The sequence below is a fragment of the Streptomyces sp. NBC_01017 genome (genome assembly GCF_045162795.1).
Lineage (GTDB): Bacteria > Actinomycetota > Actinomycetes > Streptomycetales > Streptomycetaceae > Streptomyces > Streptomyces machairae.
Genome location: NZ_CP108683.1, coordinates 1,505,480 through 1,527,371, shown reverse-complemented (window position 1 = coordinate 1,527,371; position 21,892 = coordinate 1,505,480). Strand labels below are relative to the sequence as shown.

Sequence of the window (21,892 nt, the reverse complement as noted above, 5' to 3'; positions counted from 1 at the left end):
CCCGTCGTGGATCTGCCGGGGAGCGGAACTCGGGCGTCCGCTCCCCGGCAGATCGCTCCCGGTCTCAGGACGCGGGGAGTTCCTCACGGACCGTGCGGGCCGCTGCGACCAGGTTCTCCAGCGAGGCGCGCGTCTCGGGCCAGCCGCGGGTCTTCAGGCCGCAGTCGGGGTTGACCCAGAGCCGTTCGGCGGGGATGGCCTTGAGCCCGGTGCGCAGCAGGGACGCCGCCTCCTCGGCGCTGGGGACGCGCGGGGAGTGGATGTCGTACACGCCGGGGCCGGCCTCGCGCGGGTAGCCGTGAGCGGCGAGTTCGCGGGCGACCTGCATGTGCGAGCGGGCGGCCTCCAGGCTGATGACGTCGGCGTCGAGGTCGTCGATGGCCTGGACGATGTCGCCGAACTCGGCGTAGCACATGTGGGTGTGGATCTGGGTGTCCGGACGCACGCCGCCCGTGCTGAGCCGGAACGCCTCCGTCGCCCAGGCCAGGTAGGCGGGGTGGTCGGCGGAGCGCAGGGGCAGGGTTTCGCGCAGCGCGGGTTCGTCGACCTGGATGACCGAAGTCCCGGCCGCCTCCAGGTCGTTGACTTCGTCGCGCAGGGCGAGGGCGACCTGCCGGGCGGTGTCGCCGAGCGGCTGGTCGTCGCGGACGAAGGACCAGGCGAGCATGGTGACCGGGCCGGTGAGCATGCCCTTGACCGGGCGGGAGGTGAGGGACTGGGCGTACCGCGTCCAGCGCACCGTCATCGGCTCGGGGCGGGAGATGTCGCCGGCCAGGATCGGCGGACGGACGTAACGGGTGCCGTAGGACTGGACCCAGCCGTGCTGCGTGGCGAGGTAGCCGGTGAGCTGCTCGGCGAAGTACTGGACCATGTCGTTGCGTTCGGCCTCGCCGTGCACGAGGACGTCGATCCCGGTCTTCTCCTGGAAGGAGATGACCTCCTGGATCTCGGCCTTGATGCGCTCCTCGTACCCCGTGGCGTCGATTCGCCCGGCGCGCAGGTCGGCGCGTGCGCTGCGCAGTTCGCCGGTCTGCGGGAAGGAGCCGATGGTGGTGGTCGGCAGCAGCGGCAGGCGGAGATGGGCGCGCTGCGCGGCGGCCCGTTCGCCGTACGGCTGTGAGCGGCGGGTGTCCGCGTCCGTGACCGCCGCCGCCCTGGACCGGACGGCCGGGTCGCGGGTGATCGGCGAGCCGGCGCGGGACGTCAGGTCGGCCCGGTTGGCGGCGAGTTCGGCGGCGATGGTGTCGGTGCCCTGGGCGAGGCCCTTGGCGAGGGTGACGATCTCTGCGGTCTTCTGCCTCGCGAAGGCCAGCCAGCGCAGGACCTGTGGCTCGATGTCCCGCTCCAGGCCCGTGTCCAGGGGCACATGGAGCAGGGAGCAGGAGGCGGCCGCGTCGACCCGGTCGGCCAGCCCGAGCAGGGTGCCCAGGGTGGACAGGGACTTCTCCAGGTCGTTGACCCAGATGTTGCGGCCGTTGACCACGCCGGCGACCAGGCGCTTGCCGGGCAGTCCGCCGACTGCGGCGAGCGCGTCGAGGTTGGTGGCGGCGGCCTCGGTGAAGTCCAGCGCCAGCCCGTCGACGGGGGCCTTCGCCAGCACCGGCAGGGCGTCGCCGAGCCGGTCGAAGTACGAGGCGACCAGCAGCTTCGGGCGGTCGGTGAGGGCACCCAGATCGCGGTAGGCGCGCTCGGCGGCGTTCAGCTCGGCCGGGGTGCGGTCCTGCACGAGGGCGGGCTCGTCCACCTGCACCCATTCGGCGCCGGCCGCGCGCAGGTCGGCGAGGACCTCGGCGTACACCGGCAGCAGGCGGTCCAGGAGGGTGAGCGGCTCGAAGTCCGCGGCGACCCCGGGCGCGGGCTTGGCGAGCAGCAGGTAGGTGACTGGGCCGACCAGAACGGGGCGGGCGGTCAGACCCAGCGCCAGGGCCTCCTTCAGCTCGGCGACCTGCTTGGCCGAGTCGGCCGTGAAGACGGTGTCCGGGCCCAACTCCGGCACCAGGTAGTGGTAGTTCGTGTCGAACCACTTCGTCATCTCCAGCGGCGCCACGTCCTGCGTGCCGCGGGCCATGGCGAAGTAGCCGTCGACGGTGTCGGCCTCGACGGCGTCCCGGTGACGCTCGGGGATCGCGCCGACCATGACGGTGGTGTCCAGGACGTGGTCGTAGTACGAGAAGTCGCCCGTCGGGACCTCGTGGATGCCGGCATCGGCCAGCTGACGCCAGTTGGCGGCGCGCAGTTCGGCGGCCGTGGTGCGCAGGGCGTCGGGCGTGACGCGGCCCTTCCAGTAGCCCTCGATCGCCTTCTTCAGTTCCCGGTTCGGGCCCTGGCGGGGGTAGCCGTACACGGTGGCCCGTGCTGCCGCGGCTGCGGACTTCGTGGTCACGGAGATCTCCTTCGCGAGATGAATCCCTGGGATCCCGGGGACGGGACGAGAGCGCGAAGGGGCGACGAACCGGACGGGCAGAGCGTGCGCGGCTGGGCACGGTCGTCCGCCTGGTATGTACGCCGACCCGCCCTCGAGGTCACCGGGATGTCCGCGCACGAGTTGTCCGCGCGCGGGCAGTTGGCAGGTCTTCGGACTCGCGGGCACGTCCTCCTGACCGGAGGACACCTACTGGCCGTCGCTTCCCAGGCCCTTTCGTCGGGCCCAGTGCGGATGACGGCGGTCGCTCCCACTCACCGCTGCGGGGCAGTCCCGGATTCCCACCGGGTTCCCTCTTGCGACGCATCCCACCTGGCGGGCGGGGCGAACCAGCTGCACCGGCCAGCCTACGGGGTGGCACCTCGGAGGGAGGACGGCGTCCGTCATTCGGATCGTGAAATGGGACACCCGAGTGCCGGGAGTGCCCGGCAGTTCCCCGAGTTCCCCGAGCGTCCCTGGGGTCGCAACGCCACAGGGCGGGAAGCGCGCCGCATCCGCGCCTCCCGCCCTTCCCCCGTGTGCGCCGCGGGAACCCTCACTCCCGGCGGCGACGCGGGCCCCTCAGCCCGCGTCGTACCAGGCCCTCAGTCCTGGTCGTGGATGTGGAACCCGCGGCCGGTCTTCCGGCCGAGCAGTCCCGCCTCCACCATCCGCTGGAGCAGCGGGGGAGGCGCGTAGAGGGGTTCCCTGAACTCGTCGTAGAGCGACTCGGCGATCGAGGCGACGGTGTCGAGGCCGATCAGGTCCGCGAGCTTCAGCGGGCCCATGGGGTGGGCGCAGCCGAGCTCCATGCCCGTGTCGATGTCGGCGGCGGTGGCGAAGCCGGACTCCGCCATCCGGACCGCGGACAGCAGATACGGGATGAGCAGGGCGTTGACGACGAAGCCTGCCCGGTCCTGGGAGCGGATGACGGTCTTGCCGAGCGCGCGGGTCGCGAAGTCCTCGACGGCGGCGATGGTCGTCCCCGACGTGTGCAGCGAGGTCACGACCTCCACCAGGGGCAGCACCGGCACCGGGTTGAAGAAGTGCAGGCCCACCACCCGGTCCGCCCGGCCGGTCGCCATGCCGAGCCGCATGACGGGGAGTGAAGAGGTGTTGGTCGCCAGCACCGCCTCCGGGTCCTCGACGATCTTGTCGAGCGTCGCGAAGACCTCGGTCTTGGCGGCCGGGTTCTCGATGACCGCCTCGACGACGAGCTGCCGGTCGGCGAGATCGTCCAGGCTGCCGCTGAAGACCATGCGGGCGAGGGCGTCCCGCGCCGCGGCCTCCTCCAGCTTGCCGCGGCGCACCGCGCGGTCGAGCGATGCCGCCACCCGGTCCCGTGCCGCGCGGGCCGCGACCGCGTCCACTTCGCAGACCACGGTGTCGAGCCCGGCCCGTGCGCACACCTCGGCGATCCCGGCCCCCATCAGCCCGCCGCCGACCACCCCGACGCGCCGGATGCCCCCGCTCACGCGCCGGCCTCCGTCCGCTTCACGAGGTGCCGGGTGTACGCGTCCGGGGTGAAGAACTGCGGCAACTCGCCTGCCAGCGCCGTCCGTTCGAACAGGGCACGGATCTCGTCGACGGGCGCCCACGGGTATTCGGCGCCGAGCGCGACGACCTCGTCGTCGAGCAGCCGCAGCACCGTCTCCCGGTCGATGACCCGGTGCCGGAGCCACTGCCAGATCTGCACGCGGGCGATCTCGGCGGTGGCCGCGTCCTCCATCAGGCCGTACAGGGCGACGGCGCCCTGCCCGCGCAGCCAGGCGGCGAAGTAGCGCAGCGCGACGGCGATATTGCTGCGGACGCCCTCCGCGGTCGGCGGCCCGCTGATCCTTCGCACCGACAGCAGGTCGGCCGCGGTCACCTCGACGTCGTCGCGGGTACGGTCGAGTTGGTGGGGCCGATCGCCGAGGACACCGTCGAAGACCTCGCGGCAGACGGGGACCAGCCCGGGGTGGGCCACCCAGGAGCCGTCGAAGCCGTCCTCGGCCTCGCGCTCCTTGTCGAGCCGCACCTTGGCGAGCGCGGCCTCGTTCGTGTCCGGGTCCTTGCCGGGCACGTGGGCGGCCATGCCGCCGATGGCGTGCGCGCCGCGACGGTGGCAGGTGCGCACGAGGAGTTCGGTGTACGCCCGCATGAAGGGGGCGCTCATCGTCACCTTCGCCCGGTCGGGAAGGAGGAAGTCGGTGCGGTGACCGAAGGTCTTGATCAGGCTGAACAGGTAGTCCCAGCGGCCCGCGTTGAGTCCCGCGCTGTGCTCACGCAGTTCGTAGAGGATCTCCTCCATCTCGAACGCGGCGGTGATCGTCTCTATGAGGACCGTGGCGCGGATCGTGCCGCGGGGGATACCGAGCAGTTCCTGGGCGAGGACGAAGACGTCGTTCCACAGACGCGCCTCGTACCGGTTCTCCAGCTTCGGCAGGTAGAAGTACGGACCGTACCCGGCGTCGATCTGGCGCTGGGCGCAGTGGAAGAAGTACAGACCGAAGTCGACCAGGGCGGCGGGCACGGGCCGCCCGTCCAACTCCAGGTGCTCCTCGTCGAGATGCCAGCCACGCGGGCGGACCATGACGGTGGCGAGCCGGCCGCTCTCGCCGAGCCGGTATTCCTTGCCCTCCGCCGTGGTGAAGTCGATACGGCGCTCGACGGCGTCGAGCAGGTTGAGCTGGCCGCCGATGACGTTGTCCCAGAGGGGAGCGGTGGCGTCCTCGAAGTCCGCCATCCAGACCTCGGCGCCGGAGTTGAGCGCGTTGATCGCCATCCGGCGGTCCGGCGGGCCGGTGATCTCGACGCGGCGGTCGGTCAGGCCGGGTGCGGGCGGTGCGACGCGCCAGGCCGGGTCGGCGCGGACGGCGGAGGTGACCAGGGGGAAGCCGAGCGGTGAGCCCGACGCCAGCCGCAGCGCCAGCCTGCGGCGCTCCTTCATGAGTTCCCGGCGGCGTTCGCCGAACTCCGCGGCGAGCCGGCCCACGAAGTCGAGGGCGGCAGGCGTGAGGACCTCGTCGTGACGGTGGCCCGGACCGGCGAGGACGCGGACATCGTGGGTCAGTGCGGTGGTGGACATCGGGTCTCCTGAGGGGTGGGAGCGGAGGGGCGGGACGGGGACGGACGCCCGCCCCTCCGCTCGGCAAGTGCGGCCCGGCGGCCTAGTGGAACTGCTCTTCCTCCGTGGACCCGGCCAGCGCGGTCGTGGACGACGCGGGATTGACCGCCGTCGACACCAGGTCGAAGTACCCCGTACCGACCTCGCGCTGGTGCTTGACGGCCGTGAAGCCGTGGGCCTGCGCGGCGAACTCCTTCTCCTGCAGGTCGACGTAGGCCGTCATGCCGTGCTCGGCGTAGCCGCGGGCGAGGTCGAACATGCCGTGGTTCAGGGAGTGGAAACCGGCCAGCGTGATGAACTGGAACCTGTAGCCCATCGCACCCAGTTCACGCTGGAACTTGGCGATCTGGTCGTCGTCCAGCGCGGCCTTCCAGTTGAACGACGGCGAGCAGTTGTACGCCAGCATCTGGTCCGGGTACCGGGCGTGGATGGCCTCGGCGAACTCGCGGGCCTGCTCCAGATCCGGGGTGCCCGTCTCCACCCAGATCAGATCGGCGTAGGGGGCGTAGGCAAGACCGCGGGCGATGACCGGCGCCATGCCGCCCCGCACCCGGTAGAAGCCTTCCGCCGTCCGCTCGCCGGTGACGAACTCGGCGTCGCGCTCGTCGACATCACTGGTGAGGAGGTTGGCGGCGAGAGCGTCGGTGCGGGCGACGATGACGGTCGGCACGTCGGCGATGTCGGCCGCCAGACGGGCCGCGTTGAGGGTGCGGATGTGCTGCGAGGTCGGGACGAGGACCTTGCCGCCGAGGTGGCCGCACTTCTTCTCGGAGGCGAGCTGGTCCTCGTAGTGGATGCCGGCCGCACCCGCCGCGATCATCGCCTTGGTCAGCTCGAATGCGTTGAGCGGACCACCGAAACCGGCCTCGGCGTCGGCCACGATCGGCGCCAGCCAGTCCGTGGTGTCGCCCGCGCCCTCCGCGGTGGCGATCTGGTCGGCGCGCAGCAGCGCGTTGTTGATCCGACGCACCACCTGCGGAACGGAGTTGGCCGGGTAGAGGCTCTGGTCGGGGTAGGTGTGCCCGGCCTGGTTGGCGTCGGCGGCGACCTGCCAGCCGGACAGGTAGATCGCCTGGAGCCCGGCCTTGACCTGCTGCACAGCCTGGCCGCCGGTCAGCGCGCCCAGGGCGTGGATGTAGTCCTGCTCGTGCAGCCGGCGCCACAGGCGCTCGGCCCCGCGCCGGGCCAGGGTCTGCTCCTCACGGACACTCCCGGACAGCCGTACGACGTCCTCGGCGCTGTAGGTGCGCTCGATGCCCTGCCACCTCGGGTCGGTGGCCCAGCGCCGTGCGAGCTCCTCGGCCGCCTGCGTCCTCGCCTCTGCCATGCCTGTCACCGTCTCCTCGGTCTGTTGCGTCTGCCAATCGTGTGCTGCTCTCCCCACGAATGGCACTGCGTGTCTCATGAAGGGGTGCGGCCCGCCGTCACCCCGAAAGGGCGAAGGAGAGCAATGCTGCCGGTACGGGCTGCCGTCCTGCCGGGATCTCCGACGTCAGGGCATGAATCGCGCCCCGGTTCCGGGCGGAGCCTGCCGGGTCCGGCGAGCCGCACTCACACTCTGGCACTGGCACTGAGTGCCATCAACCGTGGAAGGCTGCCAAGCTTTGCGAATCTTCTCGCCGCCGTTTGCCAATCTTGCGAAGGGTGCGGGAGGCGCCGGTTCGCGTACGCTGACCGGGTCTCAGCCGGGTCCCTGACATGGAGGAACGCACGCGGTGAGCAAGACCTATGCGGGGGCACGGCTGCGCAGGCTCCGCGAGGAGCGCCGGATGAGCCAGGCCGAGCTGGCCCGCGTCCTCGCCATCTCGCCCAGCTATCTGAACCAGATGGAGCACGACTCCCGCCCGCTCACCGTCCCCGTCCTGCTCCGGCTGACCGAGACCTTCGGACTGGACCCGAACTTCTTCTCCGAGCGCGACACGACCCGTCTGGTGGCCGACCTGCGCGAGGCGCTCACCGGCGAGATCGCCGAAGCCCGCGTCTCCCCGTCCGACCTCGCCGAACTCGCCTCCCGCATGCCCGCGGTCGCGCGGGTCCTCCTCGACCTGGGCCGCCGCAACCAGCTCCTGTCCGAGCGCCTCGCGGGAGCGGCCGACGGCCGGGAAACCGCCGTCGAGACACCGCGCTCACCCCACGAGGAGATCCGGGACTTCTTCTACCGCCGCCAGAACTACCTGCACGACACCGACCTCGCGGCCGAACGCCTCGCCGAGGAGATCGGCATCCGGCCCGGCGAGGTCGTCGGCGCCCTCACGGCGAGACTGGCCGACGCGCACGACGTCCGCGCGGCCGCCGGGACCGGCGACCGGCTGCACCACTTCGACGCGGCGACCCGCACCCTCCACCTGTCGACCCGCCTGCGCCCCGGTCAGCGAGCGTTCCGCATGGCCACCCAACTGGCGCTCCTCGAATACGGCGACGAACTCGACCGTCAGGCCGCCGAGGACTTTCCGCCCGGCTCACCCGCCCACGCCCTGGCCCGCATCGGCATCGCCAACTACTTCGCGGCCGCGCTGATCCTGCCGTACACCGCCTTCCACACGGCGGCCGAGGAGTTCCGCTACGACATCGAGCGCCTCACCGACCGCTACGGCCTCGGCTATGAGACCGTCTGCCACCGCCTGAGCACCCTCCAGCGACCCCGACTGCGCGGCGTGCCCTTCTCCTTCGTGCGTGTCGACCGTGCCGGGAACATGTCCAAACGCCAGTCGGCCACCGGCTTCCACTTCTCGCGGGCCGGCGGCACCTGCCCCCTGTGGAATGTCTACGAGGCGTTCGCCGCCCCCGGGCGCATCCACGTCCAGATCGCCGAAATGCCGGACGGGCAGCGCTACTTGTGGACGGCCCGCGCTGTCACCCGGCACCGAGGCGGCTGGGGCGAGCCCGGCAGGACGTACGCCATCGGGCTCGGCTGCGAGATCCGCCACGCCCATCGCCTCGTCTACTCCGACGGCCTCGACCTCACCAACGCCTCCGCGGCGACCCCGATCGGCATGGGCTGCCGCGTCTGCGAACGTCTCGACTGTCCTCAGCGGGCGGCTCCTCCGTTGGGCAGGGCACTCGCCGTCGACGAGCACAGCAGCACCTTCGTGCCGTACCCGGTCGAGGCCGAGAACGACAGGCGGGCGTGACCGGCCCGGGTGTTGCCGTTCAGCCGGCAGGAGGAGCCGTACCGGGTGGTGCGGCCGGCCTCTTCGATGCCGGGGACGACGCTCGCGTCAGGGGTGGTGCGGCCAGGGACCTGGCGGGGTGACGAGGGCTCAGGAAGACGACGATGCCCGTGCCGTCGGGGGAGGGGTGGGTGGCCTGCGTCCAGCCGTGGCGGCGGTAGAAGGACATGGCTCGCCCCGACCGGACGGAGGTGAGCAGCCAGGAGCGGCCTTCGGGAGCGTCTGCGGTGACCGCTCTCAGCAGCTCGGCGGCGAGTCCGGTGCCCCGGGTGTCGCCGCGGACGGCGAGCTCGTCCACCTCGCGGGCCCCGCACAGCCAGTCGACGCCGCGGTCGGGGCCGAGCCCGGCGGCGGCCTGGGGGTAGCAGCGGTCGGTGGGGAGGGGGTTGGGGGTGGTCCAGGCGGTGGCGAAGCCGAGGGCCTCCTCGCCGGCGAGGGCGAGCGCGGCGGTGAAACCGGGACGGCGGACGTCCAGTGTGAGCCGCTTGGTGAACTCGACCGCCTTCTCCTCGCCCTCGTTCCATGGTGGGCCACTGAAGGCGTCGAGGTAGACGGCGCGCAGTGCGGCGGAGTGGGCGAGGAGGTCGGCGCCCTTGAAGACCCGGATGACAGGGTTCATCAGGCCGCCACCGCCTCGGCGATGGTCGCCACAGGGTGCAGCGCCGCGTACTCCAGCGGCGCCGACGGATCGATCGACACGTCCAGCGGCGCCGGTTCGGCTCCGGCACGCACGAGGAGGTCGCCGACGGCGGCGATCATCGCGCCGTTGTCCGTGCACAACCGCAGGGGTGGCACGCGCAGTTCGACACCCGCGGCGCGGCAGCGCTCCTCGGCCAGGGAACGGACACGGGAGTTCGCGGCAACCCCGCCGACCACGACCAGGGTGCCCACACCATGCTCGACGCAGGCCGCCACCGCCTTGCGGGTCAGTACGTCGGCGATGGCCTCCTGAAGCGACGCCGCGCCGTCGGCGACGGGCAGTTCACGGCCCGCGTGCCCCTCCGCCCAACGCGCGGCAGCCGTCTTCAGTCCGGAGAAGGAGAAGTCGTACGGCTCGTCGCGCGGGCCGGTCAGCGGGCGCGGGAAGGGGACAGCGCGCGGATCCCCCACGCGCGCTGCCCTGTCGATGGCCGGACCGCCCGGATACGGCAGCCCGAAGACCCGCGCGACCTTGTCGAAGCACTCCCCGGCCGCGTCGTCGAGGGTGTCGCCGAGATGGACGATCGGAGCGCGGGCCAGGTCGCGGACGAGGAGCAGCGATGTGTGGCCGCCCGAGACGATCAGCACCATGCAAGGGTCGGGCAACGGCCCGTGTTCCAGGGTGTCGGCGGCGACATGGCCGGCGAGGTGATGCACGCCGTACAGCGGGACACCGAGCGCGTACGCGATGCCCTTCGCCCCGGCCAGCCCCACCTGGAGCGCGCCCGACAGGCCCGGTCCGGTGGTGACGGCGACCGCGCCGATGTCGGAGAGCCGCAACCCGGCGCCGTCCAGGGCCTGCCGGATCACCGGTCGTACCGCATGCACATGGGCGCGGGCGGCGATCTCGGGTACGACACCGCCGTAGCGGGCGTGTTCGTCCATGCTCGACGCGATGGCATGGCCGAGCAGCCGGCCGTCCTGGACGAGACCCACGCCTGTCTCGTCGCAGGACGACTCGACACCCAGCACGATCGGAGACGCCTTGCGTCCCATACCGGACCACCCCTCTCTGCACCATGAATGCTATTGCAACCTATGTGCAATAAGGAAATCCTGACGTGGGCTTTGCCGCCCCTGCGTTGCTCTTGCAAGTGACGGGCAGAAGCCTGGGCTGCGCGGCTGAGAACAGCCATCGGACCAGCAGTTGGGCCCCACCTCCATGACTTCCTCGTGGCACCGCATCCGTACGTCCATGACCCGCAAGGAGTGGGCGAACCTCGGCGGAATGGCCGCGTTCATCCTGGCGCTGCACGTCATCGGCTGGTTCACCCTCGTGGTGATCGTCGCCCCCGAGCACTACAGCCTGGGCAGCAAGACCTTCGGCATCGGCATGGGCGTCACCGCCTACACCCTCGGCATGCGGCACGCCTTCGACGCCGACCACATCGCCGCCATCGACAACACCACCCGCAAGCTGATGAGCGAGGGGCGGCGACCGCTGTCCGTCGGCTTCTGGTTCTCCCTCGGCCACTCCTCGATCGTCTTCGCCCTCGCCTTCCTGCTCTCCCTGGGCGTCAAGGCGTTGGCCGACCCGGTGCAGAACGACGACTCGGCGCTGCACGGCGTGACGGGCTGGATCGGTGCGACGGTCTCGGGCACGTTCCTCTACCTCATCGCGATCATCAACATCGTGATCATGGTCGGCGTATGGAAGGTCTTCCGGCGGATGCGCACCGGCCACTTCGACGAGGCCGCCCTCGAAGAGCAGCTCAACAACCGGGGTTTCATGAACCGCCTCCTCGGCTGCCTGATGAAGTCGATCACCAAGCCCTGGCAGATGTACCCCCTGGGGCTCCTCTTCGGCCTCGGCTTCGACACCGCGACCGAGATCGCACTGCTCGTCCTCGCCGGCTCGGGCGCGGCATCGGGTCTGCCCTGGTACGCGATCCTGTGCCTGCCGGTCCTGTTCGCGGCCGGTATGTCGCTGCTCGACACCATCGACGGCTCGTTCATGAACTTCGCCTACGGTTGGGCGTTCTCGCACCCTGTCCGCAAGGTCTACTACAACCTCACCATCACGGGCCTGTCGGTTGCTGTCGCCCTCATCATCGGCACCGTCGAGCTGCTGGGCCTGATCGCCGAGCAGGCGGATCTGCACGGCCCGTTCTGGGACCGGGTGTCCGGCCTCGACCTGAACGTCATCGGCTACGTCATCGTCGGCCTGTTCTTCGCCACGTGGGCGTTGGCGCTGGTGGTGTGGAAGGCCGGCCGCATCGAGGAGAAGTGGACGGCCGGCCTGGCGCGGCCCGCACAACAGGGCCCGGGCAGCAGTGGCACCGCGCTGCGACACGGCCCAGGTCCTAGGTCCAATGCCTGATCGAAAAGCTCTCGCTCTTACTGTTAACGTGCAGCTGCATACTATTCGCAATAACGTCGGAGGACGTTGGACATGGCGGTTTACACGCTCCCGGAGCTTCCGTACGACTACGCGTCGCTCGCCCCGGTCATCAGCCCCGAGATCATCGAACTGCACCACGACAAGCACCACGCGGCGTACGTGAAGGGCGCGAACGACACGCTGGAGCAGCTCGCCGAGGCGCGGGACAAGGAGTCGTGGGGCTCGATCAACGGCCTGGAGAAGAATCTGGCCTTCCATCTCTCCGGCCACATCCTGCACTCGATCTACTGGCACAACATGACGGGTGAGGGCGGCGGCGAGCCGCTGGAGAAGGACGGCGTGGGCGAACTCGCGGACGCGCTCGCAGAGTCCTTCGGGTCCTTCGCGAACTTCAAGACCCAGCTGTCCAAGGCGTCGGCCACGACCCAGGGTTCCGGCTGGGGCGTGCTCGCCTACGAGCCGCTCAGCGGCCGCCTCATCGTCGAGCAGGTCTACGACCACCAGGGCAATGTCGGCCAGGGTTCGACGCCGATCCTGGTGTTCGACGCCTGGGAGCACGCCTTCTACCTCCAGTACCGGAACCAGAAGGTCGACTTCATCGAGGCCATGTGGCAGGTCGTCAACTGGCAGGACGTGGCCAAGCGCTACGCCGCCGCCAAGGAGCGCGGCAACAGTCTGCTTCTGGCGCCGTGACGCCGTAACTCGCCGCGGATGTCCTGCTCGTGATCGTCTTCTCAACCTTCACCGGCAGGCAGTACGACGAAGGGCTCCCACAAGAACCTGACTTGGGGGAGCCCTTCGCAGTCTCGTGACGCTGTCTCGTGACGCTCTGCCCTACTGCGCACCCGAGCTCTGGGGCCTCGCCCCCTCCGGGGCGACGGTCTCCCCCTGAATCACCCGAGGCGCCCCCGGAGCGTCCTCGTCCTTCATCGCCCTGGCCTCGGACTTGAGGATGCGCGCCGACTTGCCCGCCGAACGGGCGAGTTCGGGAAGCTTCTTCGCGCAGAGGACGGCGATGACGACGAGGAGGATGATCACGAGTTCGCTCAGTCCGAACATGAGGTCCCGTCCTTCTGGTGAGCTGGGTGACGTGTTGGCGCAGGTGGAGCAGGGGTGAGCAGCGTCCCACGGTCGAGCGGGGCCCCGCTGTCAGACGTCGACACCGAAGTCGGCGACGATCCCGGCGAGCCCGGAGGCGTAACCCTGTCCGACCGCTCGGAACTTCCACTCGGTGCCGTGGCGGTACAACTCGCCGAAGACCATGGCCGTCTCGGTCGAGGCGTCCTCGGACAGGTCGTAGCGGGCGATCTCGGCCCCACCGGCCTGGTTGACGACGCGGATGAAGGCGTTGCGGACCTGGCCGAAGCTCTGGCCGCGGTTCTCGGCGTCGTGGATGGAGACCGGGAACACGATCCGGTCGACGTCGGCGGGCACGGTCGCCAGATCGACCTTGACGGACTCGTCGTCGCCCTCGCCCTCACCGGTGAGGTTGTCACCGGTGTGCTCCACGGAACCGTCCGGGCTGGTCAGGTTGTTGTAGAAGACGAAGTGCCGGTCGGACGGGACCTTGCCGGAGGCGTTCAGCAGCAGGGCGGAGGCGTCGAGGTCGTAGTCGGTGCCGGTGGTCGTGCGCACGTCCCAGCCCAGTCCGACCAGGACGGCGGTCAGGCCCGGCGCCTCCTTGCTGAGCGAGACGTTGCCGCCCTTGGACAGGGAAACTCCCACTGATGCTCTCCCCTTCGCGTGAGGTGATTGCGTTGATTGCGGTCCCCTGAAATCTACATCACTGTAGAAGGAATGGAAGGCCGCCTCTGCTTTCCTTACGATGTACCGCTCGATGGATCGCACATGACGCACAGGTCAGCGGAAGGGAGACAGGGCATGGCGGATGACCGGCAGCGTTCCCGGCGCCGGGGACAGGGCGAGCTGGAGGCGCTGGTCCTGTCGGCGCTGCGGGAGGCGGACGGTCCGGCGACGGCCGGCTGGGTGCAGGAACGGCTCGGCGGGGATCTCGCCTATACGACGGTGATCACGATCCTGACCCGTCTGCTGGCCAAGGGCGCGGTGACCCGGGAGCGTGCTGGCCGCTCCTTCGCGTGGACGTCGGCCTCGGACGAGGCGGGCCTCGCGGCGCACAGGATGCGCAGGGTGCTGGATGCCGAGAGCGACCGCGGGGCCGTGCTCGCCAGCTTCGTCACCGGTCTGGGGCCGGACGACGAGCGGCTGCTGCGTGAACTGCTCGGTCAGTCCCGGAGCGAACCGGGCGGGTCCCGGAGCGAAGGGGACAACTGACACCTCATGGGGGTCTTCGTCTTTCTCCCGCTCGTCCTGCCGCTCACGGCATGGCCGATCGCCCGCCTCGCCGAGCAGCACCTGCATCCCCGCACCGCGACAAGGCTGCTCACCGCCGTCGCCGCCGTCATGGCGGTGTGCAGCACGGTGTGCCTGGGCCTTGCGATGGTGGTCGGCACCGCCCAACTGCCCGGCAACCCGCTGCCCGACGGCTGGTCGGACCCCGAGGTGCGAGCAGCCGTGCCGTACGACGAGATCGTCGGCAAGGCCGCCATTCCGGCGCTGTGCGCGGTGGTTGTGGCCTGCGGCCGGACACTGTGGCGGCACGGCCGGGTCCGCCGCCACGCCCACCGGGCGCTCGCGGGGCTGCCGGGTACCGGTGTGGTCGTACTCCCCGACGAGATGCCGTATGCCTACGCGCTGCCGGGTGGCCGACGGGACCGGGTGGTGGTCACCACGGGGCTGCTGGACCGCCTCGAACCCGCCGAACGCCGGGCGCTGTTCGCTCACGAACGGGCCCATCTGGCGGCGCGGCACCACCGTTTCCTGCTCGCCGTCCAACTGGCCGCGCGGGCCAATCCGTTCCTGCGCCCGCTGCGCACGGCGGTGTCGTACACCGCGGAACGCTGGGCGGACGAAGAGGCGGCCCGGGCCGTCGGCAGCCGCCGCACGGTGGCGAGCGCGATCGGCAAGGCGGCGCTGGTGTCCCGGGGCACGCCGGTCGCGACGCTGGCGGGCTTCGCGGCGCCGGGGCCGGTGCCGCGCCGGGTGGCCGCGCTGCTCGGGCCCGCTCCGCAGGGGCGTCGTTGGCCGTCGCTGTTCACCTCGGTGGGCCTGGCGGCGTGGAGCGCTGCCGCGGGGACGGCCGTCTCGGCGATGTCCTCCGCGAACTCGGCGGTGACCATGGTCCTCATCCTGCGCGCGGCGACGCCGCTCTGAACGGGGGTCTCCCGAGCGGGCGTCGGGGTTCCCGGCCGGCTGTCGACGGGTGCTGCAACGGGAACTTTTCCTGTTCGTGCGATCCAGGCAACGGATGTTGCCAAGATCGTCGTCTGTTCGGGGTGAGGGGTTCGGGCTTCGGCCATTCAGCTACAGAGGGGGCGCGGTGACGGGAACGGGGAAACGCCGGCGGATGCCGGGCGGCGCGGGGAAGACCCGGTTGACGCGGCGGGGGCGGATCCTGGCGTGGGGCGTGGGGGTGACGTCGGCCGTCGTCCTCGGAGTCGCCGGGGTGGGCGCCTGGGTCTACCAGGACCTCAACGACAACATCAAGTCCGCCGACGTCGATGACAAGATCGGCGGGGACCGGCCCGAGAACCTCAGCCCGGGCTCGAAGAACATACTCGTCGTCGGCTCCGACAGCCGCGACGGCGCCAACGCCGAGTACGGCAAGGACCTGACCACCATGCAGTCGGACACGCTGATGGTGCTGCACGTCCCGGCCAACCGGAAATGGGCCACGGTGGTGTCGTTCCCCCGTGACTCCTGGGTGGAGGTACCTGCCTGCGACAAGGGCGACGGCAGCACCTCCGCGCCGCACCACTACAAGATCAACGAGGCGTTCGCGCTCGGTGGCACCAGCGGCGAGGTCGCCGGGGCGGCCGCCTGCTCCATCAAGACGGTCGAGGCCAACACGGGCCTGCGCATAGACCACTTCATGTCCGTCGACTTCCAGGGTTTCAAGGGCATGGTCGACGCCCTGGACGGCATCGAGGTCTGCCCCGAGCAAGCCATCCACTCCAAGAAGGCCCGACTGGACATGGAGCCCGGCTGCCAGACGGTCGGGGGTGAGAAGGCGCTCGGCTATGTGCGTGTCCGCTACGGCGTCGGCGACGGCTCCGACATCGGACGCATCGGACGCCAGCAGGAGTTCATGGACGCCCTCGCCGAGAAGGCACAGGCCAAACTGACCAGCCCGAAGGCGCTCTACGGCTTCCTGCAGTCCGCCACCAAGTCCCTGACCACGGACCCCGATCTCGCCGGCATCAAGCCGCTGTACGGCCTTGCGTCGGAGCTCAAGGGAATCCCGAGCGACCGGCTGACCTTCCTTACGGTCCCCAACTACCCGCGCGAGGCCGACGTGGCCGCCGACAAGGCCAATGTCGTCTGGCAGTACCCGCAGGCCACCGACCTGTTCAACTCCCTCGCCAGGGACAAGGAGGTCGACAAGAAGCGCCTGGAGGCGGACACGAAGAACCCCTTGTACGCCTCCTCCGTGCGCGTCCAGGTTCTCAACGGCACGGGGGTCTCGGGGCTGGCCGGCACCGTCGCGGAGAAGCTGCGCGCGGCCGGCCTCACCGTCGCGGGCACGGGCAACGCGCCGCAGAACAGCGGCACTACGCAGGTCACCTACCCATCGGGCCTGGAGAAGCAGGCCCGGGCGCTCGCGGCCCGGATGCCCGGAGTCCGGGCCACGCCGGACCCGGCCGCGGGGGCGGGAGTGGTCACCCTGGTCGTCGGCGAGGACCTCGACCTCGACGACATCCGCTGACCCGCCGCGCCGGGGCGGACGCCGCCCGCCCCGGCAGCCGGCTGCGTCCGCCCGAGGCCCGGCGAGTGCGGAGCGCTCAGAGGTCGAACTCGTGCGGCGGCAGGTCGAGCGCGTAGCACGCCTCCCGCACCACGGCCTGCTCGTCCTTGTCGAAGTCGCCGTCGGCGCCGCCGATGACGATGCCGATCTGGATGACGGCGCGCGCCTCGGCGGGCTTCTTCTTCGCCTTGGCGATCTCCTGCATCACGCTCACCTTGCCGAAGTCGAAGTCGGTGGTGAGCCGGTTCAGATTCTCCTCGAAGCGCCGGCGCAGATCCTCGGCAGGGAAGTTCTGCAACACCTCGTTGGTGGCGAGCAGTTGGGCCACCCGCTGCCGCTCGGAGGGGTCGACCGTGCCGTCGGCGGCGGCGACGAGCGCACACATCGCCATGCTCGCATCGCGGAAGGCGCCACTCTTGAGGTCGTTCTTCTTCGCCACCAACTGGGTCTGCATCGTCGATGCGGACTCCTTGATGCGGTCCCACAGGGCCATGAGAACTCCAAACGGGGTATGGGCTGCTTCGCGGCCGCCGAAGCAGGCGGCCGTATCTTCTACAATAATGTAGAAGTTGGCGCGTCGGTGCATGGTGCGGTTGAACCGGTGCAGGGACATGTGCTTAGGGTGCTGGCGATGTCCGCTGACGCCACCCCCGCACCCCCCGTCACACGCGCACCGGAGCGACGGCAGCAGCCGCTGCCGTCCGTGGGAGCGGCAAAGAGACGGGTCGAGCGGCGGGACCCCTTCCTCGACAACGCCAAGTACCTGGCGGTCCTGCTGGTGGCGGTGGGTCACGCCTGGGAGCCGTTGCGGGAGGGAAGCCGGGCCGTCACCGCGCTGTACATGCTCGTGTACGCCTTCCACATGCCGGTGTTCGCGGTGATCTCGGGTTACTTCTCGCGCGGCTTCGAGGCGGAACCGCGCAAGCTCGGGCGGCTGCTGACCGGTGTGGTGGTTCCGTATGTGGTCTTCGAGGTGGCGTACACCCTCTTCACGCGGTGGACCAGCCATGATCCCGGCCGGCCGATCAGCCTGCTGGACCCGCTGTATCTGACCTGGTTCCTGGCGGCGCTGTTCGTCTGGCGGCTCACGGCTCCGGTCTGGCGGCTGGTGCGGTGGCCGCTGCCGCTCGCTCTCGGTGTGGCGATGCTGGCCACCCTCTCGCCCTCGATCGGCAGTGACCTCGGTCTCCAGCGTGTCCTGCAGTTCCTGCCGTACTTCGTGCTCGGCCTGCAGTTGAAGCCGGGGCACTTCCTCCTGGCCCGCCGCCGTGAGGCGCGCACCCTCGCCCTGCCGGTCCTCGGCTGCGCCCTCGTGGTGGCGTACTGGGCGGTCTCGCGGATGGACTACGGCTGGTTCTTCCACAGCGAGAGCGCCCAGGAACTCTCCGCCCCCGCCTGGTACGGCCCCCTGATGACCCTGGCCACCTTCGGCTGTTCGGTCGTCCTGGTCGCCGCCTTCCTCGCCTGTGTGCCCGGGCGGCGGACCTGGTTCACGGTGCTGGGCGCCGGCACGCTGTCCGGTTTCCTGCTGCACGGGTTCGTGGCCCAGGCGGCCAAGTACTTCGGCTGGTACGAGCACGCCTGGATCCGGCAACCCGTAGGGGAGATCGCCGTCACACTGATCGCGGTCGCGGTCATGTCCGCGCTCTGCGCCCCCGGGGTCAAGCGAGTCTTCGGCTGTATGACGGCACCACTGGCACCGCCGACGTCCGTGGGCCGGCCCGCCCGATACCTGAGCTGACGCCGCCCGGAGCCGGCCTGACGGCCCTGTGCACCCTTGCGTCCGTGCACGGGCTACGGACGTTGTCGGCAGTGTTCGTGCAGGTCCGCCACCAGGCGTTTGTGCGGGTACGCCACCAGGAAGGATGGGAGTTGGGCCTGATGGCGGGAGCGGCCGGAAGGGGACGCCGGAGCCGGCCGTGTGCGGTGCCGAGCAGATGTGGACGTCGGCCACCGTTCACCCTCGCCCTGCCCGTCACACCTGCCCCCGGCGAAGACGCCATGGCTCCGGCTGCCCCACCGCCCCACCCGATCAAGGACGGCGACCAGTACGGGGAAGGGAGAGCCATGGCTCAGTCCGACGACGAGGGTCTGGGCGCGCTCGAAGCGCGACTTGCGCGTGACGACCCCCGCTTCGCCCGGGCGCTGGGCGCCGGACGGCCCACCAGGCCCCGCGAGTACCGCCGCACCGGCGTCTGGTGGATGCTGACGGGCGCGGTTGCCGTACTGGTCACCGGAATCGTCGTGGCCGACGGACTGCTCATCGCCGCCGGCCTGGTCCTGTCCGGTATCGCCGGGCAGCTCTTCGATCCGCATCGCCCGCGCACAGGGCGCCGCTGCCCACCGCGTCGCTGACGCGCCGGGCCGAGGCGGCCGCGGATACGACAACTTCCGTATGATCATCGGAATTTGGCATGCGCTAGAATCCTTTACCGAGCCCTTACGCTCCGTTGAGCGAGGGGTTGCTCAGTCGTTGGTGGTCGTTGCCGGTTCCGGCCGACGTGATGGGGGGCGTGACATGGGTCCAGTCATCCGTGTGCGCGCCGAGGTCACCTCACGCGTCGAGAACGCCGCCCGCGACGGCGTTCCTGATACCGGCAGCGCCGTCGGCCTGAAGGGCCGCTCCGCGCGCTGACGCGCCCCGCGCCCGACGAGGAAAACCGGCCACGGTACGCCGGTCGCCACGTCACCTCGCGGGCGGGGCCGACCTGCCGGCCCGTTGGAGCCCGCCGCAAGGACACGACCCACCTCGCCATGCGTTCAGCCGCTCACCCGGCCCGCGCACACGAACCTCAGCACCGTCTCGCCGTACGACGCCACCGAGCCGACCGGCCCGCGCGGGTTGCCCGCACCCGCGACGGCACCCGGGCACTCCCGGAGCTGAACTCCGGTTGCCGGCACCCGCACCTGGCACAGACGCCGCCACCGAACCGATCACGGAGGTCAGACGCCCGTGCACAACACCACAGCCATGCTCATCGAACTCGGCGCGATCATCCTCGCCCTGGGGCTGCTGGGCCGCCTCGCCGGCCGGGTGGGCTTCTCGCCCATACCCCTGTATCTGCTCGCCGGACTCGCCTTCGGCCACGGCGGTATCCTCCCTCTCCAGGCCAGCGAGGAGTTCGTCGCCACCGGCGCCGAGATCGGCGTCATCCTGCTGCTGCTCCTGCTCGGTCTGGAGTACAGCGCCTCCGAACTGGTCGACACCCTCAAGACCCAATACCCCTCAGGCGCGGTCGACTTCGTCCTGAACGCCGTCCCCGGCGCCGCGATGGCCCTGCTGCTCGGCTGGGGCCCGGTCGCCGCAGTCGCCCTCGCCGGTGTCACCTGGATCTCCTCGTCCGGCGTCATCGCCAAGGTCCTCGGGGATCTGCGCCGACTCGGCAACCGCGAAACCCCGGTCGTGCTGGGCGTGCTGGTCCTCGAAGACCTCTCCATGGCCGTCTACCTGCCCATCCTCACCGCCCTGTTGGCCGGCGTGAGCCTCGCGGGCGGCGCCCTGACACTGCTGATCGCCCTGGGCACGGTCGGCGCGGTGCTCTACGTGGCGCTGCGCCACGGCCGCCTCGTCAGCCGTGCGGTCTCCTCGGACAGCGCGGAGATGCTGCTGCTGGTCGTCTTCGGCCTCACTCTGCTCGTCGCGGGCATCGCCCAGCAGCTCCAGGTGTCGGCGGCGGTCGGCGCGTTCCTGGTCGGCATCGCGCTGTCCGGCGAGGTCGCCGAAGGGGCCGGCAACCTGCTCACGCCGCTGCGGGACCTGTTCGCCGCGGTGTTCTTCGTCTTCTTCGGCCTGCACACCGACCCCGCCGACATCCCGCCGGTCCTGGTGCCCGCCCTCGCCCTGGCCGTAGTCACCACCCTCACGAAGATCGCCACCGGCTACTGGGCCGCCCGCCGTGCCGGCATCTCACGCAAGGGACGCTGGCGGGCAGGCGGAACCCTGGTGGCGCGGGGCGAGTTCTCCATCGTCATCGCCGGGCTCACCGTCGGCGTCGAGCCGCGCATCGGCCCGCTCGCCACTGCCTACGTACTCATCCTGGTCGTACTCGGCCCCCTCGCCGCCCGCTGGACCGAGCCCCTGGTCCGCCGCCTCGGTCGCCGCTCGCCGCGCGAAACGCCGACCGTGACGACGGTGGCCGAGCCGGCCGAGGTCGCGCATGCGAACGGCTGAGCCGCACAGCCCTGGGCGGGTGGGCGCGATGCCGGCGGGATCGCCGCCGCACGCGCCCGGTCCCGCCGGCCGACGACAACTGCCGTTGCCGAAGGGGGAGAACGTGACGACCATGGAGTGCGCCACCGACGTGTTCCTCGAAGGCTTCGAGCGGATCCTTGCGGACGCCGCCGCCACGGGCCGCCGTCTGACCCGCGACGAGATCGAGTCCCGCAGGGCCCTCGGTGCCAGGGCAGCCGAGGCCGGGCACGGCTGGCGTGCCCTGGTGCGCGCCCATCTCGCCGCGGGCAGCCGCAACCGGCCCGTCCCGGCCGGCCCCGACACGGTCCTCGCCGTCATCGAGCAGGCGGTGGACGCCTTCGCCGACGGCTACGAGCGCGCGCAGCGGCTCGTGATCCGCAAGGAGGAGGCCGCCCGCCGCGAGTTCATCGACGACCTGCTCCACGGGCGCGGCGATCCGGGCCATCTCGCCGCCCGCTGCGAGCGGTTCGGGCTGCGGCTGTCCCGCGCCCACGCAGTGGCGGTGGCCGAGGGACCGGAGAAGTACGACGAGACCGACCCGGCACCCCGCCAGGTGGCGGGGGAGTTGTTCGCACGCTTCGAGAACCGGCGCATCCTGTTCACCACGAAGGACGGGCGGATGGTGTGCATCGCCCCCGGTGATCAGGACGACGTCCTCGCCCACTTCGCCAGGCTCGCGCACGCCGCCACCGGCGTCGGCCAGGTCGCCGTGGGCCGTCCCCGGCAGGGCGCGGTCGGCATCGGCCACAGCTACGAAGAGGCCCTCAACGCCTTGGACGTGGCCCAGCGCATGGGCCTCGACGATCCCTTGCTCCGGGCCGCCGACCTGCTCGTCTTCCCCGTGCTCGCCCGCGACCGGCAGGCGCTGGTCGACCTGGTCCACACCACACTCGGCCCGCTGGAGCAGGCACGCGGCGGCGCGCAGCAGTTGCTCGACACGCTCACCGTGTACTTCGACACCGGCTGCGTGGCCGCCGCCGCGGCCCGGCACCTGTCGCTCAGCGTGCGCGCACTGACGTACCGGCTGGCCCGCATCCGCACCCTGACCGGCAGCGACCCCACCGATCCCGCCCACCGGTACGCCCTCCAGACAGCGGTCATCGGCGCCCGCCTCCTGGACTGGCCGAACAGACCTCTGTGAGCGCCGGGTTCGGACCG

Annotated in this window: 20 protein-coding genes and 1 riboswitch; of the genes, 10 read left to right on the top strand and 10 right to left on the bottom strand. The window is 70.8% G+C overall.

The genetic code is table 11. The features are described 5' to 3' along the window. Positions 1-64: 64 nt before the first annotated feature. The 4 genes from metE to aceA all read right to left on the bottom strand — a co-directional run bounded on the left by metE (position 65) and on the right by aceA (position 6,837). A complete protein-coding gene (gene metE / locus OG331_RS07375; protein WP_406193043.1) occupies positions 65-2,383 on the bottom strand; it encodes a 5-methyltetrahydropteroyltriglutamate--homocysteine S-methyltransferase in 2,319 nt (772 codons plus the stop codon). A 178-nt stretch (positions 2,384-2,561) separates the two neighbouring features. Beyond that, positions 2,562-2,756: riboswitch (cobalamin riboswitch) on the bottom strand. 250 nt (positions 2,757-3,006) lie between these two features. Next, complete coding sequence (locus tag OG331_RS07370) at positions 3,007-3,876, bottom strand: 3-hydroxybutyryl-CoA dehydrogenase (protein ID WP_406193040.1); 870 nt, start codon at positions 3,874-3,876, stop codon at positions 3,007-3,009. Then, complete coding sequence (gene aceB, locus OG331_RS07365; RefSeq protein WP_406193037.1) at positions 3,873-5,471, bottom strand: malate synthase A; 1,599 nt, start codon at positions 5,469-5,471, stop codon at positions 3,873-3,875. The genes OG331_RS07370 and aceB overlap by 4 nt, the downstream gene beginning before the upstream one ends. An 82-nt stretch (positions 5,472-5,553) precedes the next feature. Continuing rightward, positions 5,554-6,837: an isocitrate lyase gene (aceA, locus tag OG331_RS07360; protein WP_406193034.1), complete on the bottom strand. Its 1,284-nt coding sequence runs from the start codon at positions 6,835-6,837 to the stop codon at positions 5,554-5,556. Positions 6,838-7,225: 388 nt separating this feature from the next. Between aceA and OG331_RS07355 the strand changes: the two genes are divergently transcribed. Beyond that, the gene (locus OG331_RS07355; RefSeq protein ID WP_406193031.1) at positions 7,226-8,641 is read left to right on the top strand and encodes a short-chain fatty acyl-CoA regulator family protein; all 1,416 of its coding nucleotides are present in this window, start codon (positions 7,226-7,228) and stop codon (positions 8,639-8,641) included. Between the two features lie 19 nt (positions 8,642-8,660). On the opposite strand, the gene OG331_RS07350 is transcribed toward OG331_RS07355, so the two are convergent. Together OG331_RS07350 and tsaD are read right to left on the bottom strand one after the other, a co-directional pair. Continuing rightward, entirely contained in the window at positions 8,661-9,299 is a 639-nt protein-coding gene (locus OG331_RS07350) for a GNAT family N-acetyltransferase (RefSeq protein WP_406193028.1), read from the bottom strand. Further along, complete coding sequence (gene tsaD, locus OG331_RS07345; protein ID WP_406193025.1) at positions 9,299-10,375, bottom strand: tRNA (adenosine(37)-N6)-threonylcarbamoyltransferase complex transferase subunit TsaD; 1,077 nt, start codon at positions 10,373-10,375, stop codon at positions 9,299-9,301. Before tsaD ends, OG331_RS07350 begins: the two co-directional genes overlap by 1 nt. A 166-nt stretch (positions 10,376-10,541) precedes the next feature. On the opposite strand from tsaD, the gene OG331_RS07340 reads away from it, so the two are divergent. After that, positions 10,542-11,699, top strand: a complete 1,158-nt coding sequence (locus tag OG331_RS07340) for a HoxN/HupN/NixA family nickel/cobalt transporter (RefSeq protein WP_406193022.1) — start codon at positions 10,542-10,544, stop codon at positions 11,697-11,699. A gap of 72 nt (positions 11,700-11,771) precedes the next feature. Further along, entirely contained in the window at positions 11,772-12,413 is a 642-nt protein-coding gene (locus OG331_RS07335; protein ID WP_406193019.1) for a superoxide dismutase, read from the top strand. 141 nt (positions 12,414-12,554) lie between these two features. On the opposite strand, the gene OG331_RS07330 is transcribed toward OG331_RS07335, so the two are convergent. Together OG331_RS07330 and OG331_RS07325 are read right to left on the bottom strand one after the other, a co-directional pair. After that, on the bottom strand, positions 12,555-12,779 hold the full coding sequence (locus tag OG331_RS07330) for a twin-arginine translocase TatA/TatE family subunit (protein ID WP_406193016.1): 225 nt from the start codon (positions 12,777-12,779) through the stop codon (positions 12,555-12,557). Between the two features lie 90 nt (positions 12,780-12,869). Beyond that, entirely contained in the window at positions 12,870-13,445 is a 576-nt protein-coding gene (locus tag OG331_RS07325) for a TerD family protein (protein WP_406193013.1), read from the bottom strand. A 156-nt stretch (positions 13,446-13,601) separates the two neighbouring features. Between OG331_RS07325 and OG331_RS07320 the strand changes: the two genes are divergently transcribed. From OG331_RS07320 to OG331_RS07310, 3 genes are all read left to right on the top strand, one after another. Beyond that, positions 13,602-14,012: a BlaI/MecI/CopY family transcriptional regulator gene (locus tag OG331_RS07320; RefSeq protein WP_365056727.1), complete on the top strand. Its 411-nt coding sequence runs from the start codon at positions 13,602-13,604 to the stop codon at positions 14,010-14,012. Positions 14,013-14,018: 6 nt separating this feature from the next. Further along, positions 14,019-14,951: a M56 family metallopeptidase gene (locus OG331_RS07315; protein ID WP_406193010.1), complete on the top strand. Its 933-nt coding sequence runs from the start codon at positions 14,019-14,021 to the stop codon at positions 14,949-14,951. A gap of 193 nt (positions 14,952-15,144) precedes the next feature. Continuing rightward, entirely contained in the window at positions 15,145-16,503 is a 1,359-nt protein-coding gene (locus tag OG331_RS07310) for an LCP family protein (RefSeq protein ID WP_406209807.1), read from the top strand. A gap of 76 nt (positions 16,504-16,579) precedes the next feature. Here OG331_RS07310 and OG331_RS07305 read toward each other — a convergent pair whose 3' ends face one another. Beyond that, positions 16,580-17,035: a tellurite resistance TerB family protein gene (locus tag OG331_RS07305; protein ID WP_365056721.1), complete on the bottom strand. Its 456-nt coding sequence runs from the start codon at positions 17,033-17,035 to the stop codon at positions 16,580-16,582. Positions 17,036-17,173: 138 nt separating this feature from the next. On the opposite strand from OG331_RS07305, the gene OG331_RS07300 reads away from it, so the two are divergent. Then, positions 17,174-18,283, top strand: a complete 1,110-nt coding sequence (locus OG331_RS07300) for an acyltransferase family protein (RefSeq protein ID WP_406193007.1) — start codon at positions 17,174-17,176, stop codon at positions 18,281-18,283. Between the two features lie 326 nt (positions 18,284-18,609). Then, entirely contained in the window at positions 18,610-18,897 is a 288-nt protein-coding gene (locus tag OG331_RS07295; RefSeq protein ID WP_406193004.1) for a DUF3040 domain-containing protein, read from the top strand. A 405-nt stretch (positions 18,898-19,302) separates the two neighbouring features. Here the strand turns inward: OG331_RS07295 and OG331_RS07290 are convergent, their stop codons facing one another. Then, the gene (locus OG331_RS07290) at positions 19,303-19,443 is read right to left on the bottom strand and encodes a hypothetical protein (protein ID WP_406193001.1); all 141 of its coding nucleotides are present in this window, start codon (positions 19,441-19,443) and stop codon (positions 19,303-19,305) included. Between the two features lie 52 nt (positions 19,444-19,495). Here OG331_RS07290 and OG331_RS07285 point away from each other — a divergent pair, with 52 nt between their 5' ends. Both OG331_RS07285 and OG331_RS07280 read left to right on the top strand, forming a co-directional pair. Then, positions 19,496-20,713 (top strand): cation:proton antiporter, encoded by a 1,218-nt coding sequence (locus OG331_RS07285; protein ID WP_406192998.1) that lies wholly within the window; start codon positions 19,496-19,498, stop codon positions 20,711-20,713. A 112-nt stretch (positions 20,714-20,825) separates the two neighbouring features. Next, complete coding sequence (locus tag OG331_RS07280; protein WP_406209802.1) at positions 20,826-21,875, top strand: PucR family transcriptional regulator; 1,050 nt, start codon at positions 20,826-20,828, stop codon at positions 21,873-21,875. The last annotated feature ends 17 nt before the right edge of the window (positions 21,876-21,892 follow it).

Coding starts and splice junctions, on each gene's coding strand:
- OG331_RS07295 (WP_406193004.1), top strand. CDS start 18,610: ATGGCTCAGTCCGACGACGAGGGTCTGGGCGCGCTCGAAGCGCGACTT.
- OG331_RS07350 (WP_406193028.1), bottom strand. CDS start 9,299: ATGAACCCTGTCATCCGGGTCTTCAAGGGCGCCGACCTCCTCGCCCAC.
- OG331_RS07310 (WP_406209807.1), top strand. CDS start 15,145: ATGCCGGGCGGCGCGGGGAAGACCCGGTTGACGCGGCGGGGGCGGATC.
- OG331_RS07330 (WP_406193016.1), bottom strand. CDS start 12,779: ATGTTCGGACTGAGCGAACTCGTGATCATCCTCCTCGTCGTCATCGCC.
- OG331_RS07305 (WP_365056721.1), bottom strand. CDS start 17,035: ATGGCCCTGTGGGACCGCATCAAGGAGTCCGCATCGACGATGCAGACC.
- OG331_RS07335 (WP_406193019.1), top strand. CDS start 11,772: ATGGCGGTTTACACGCTCCCGGAGCTTCCGTACGACTACGCGTCGCTC.
- OG331_RS07315 (WP_406193010.1), top strand. CDS start 14,019: ATGGGGGTCTTCGTCTTTCTCCCGCTCGTCCTGCCGCTCACGGCATGG.
- OG331_RS07300 (WP_406193007.1), top strand. CDS start 17,174: ATGTCCGCTGACGCCACCCCCGCACCCCCCGTCACACGCGCACCGGAG.
- aceB (WP_406193037.1), bottom strand. CDS start 5,471: ATGTCCACCACCGCACTGACCCACGATGTCCGCGTCCTCGCCGGTCCG.
- OG331_RS07320 (WP_365056727.1), top strand. CDS start 13,602: ATGGCGGATGACCGGCAGCGTTCCCGGCGCCGGGGACAGGGCGAGCTG.
- OG331_RS07340 (WP_406193022.1), top strand. CDS start 10,542: ATGACTTCCTCGTGGCACCGCATCCGTACGTCCATGACCCGCAAGGAG.
- tsaD (WP_406193025.1), bottom strand. CDS start 10,375: ATGGGACGCAAGGCGTCTCCGATCGTGCTGGGTGTCGAGTCGTCCTGC.
- OG331_RS07280 (WP_406209802.1), top strand. CDS start 20,826: ATGGAGTGCGCCACCGACGTGTTCCTCGAAGGCTTCGAGCGGATCCTT.
- aceA (WP_406193034.1), bottom strand. CDS start 6,837: ATGGCAGAGGCGAGGACGCAGGCGGCCGAGGAGCTCGCACGGCGCTGG.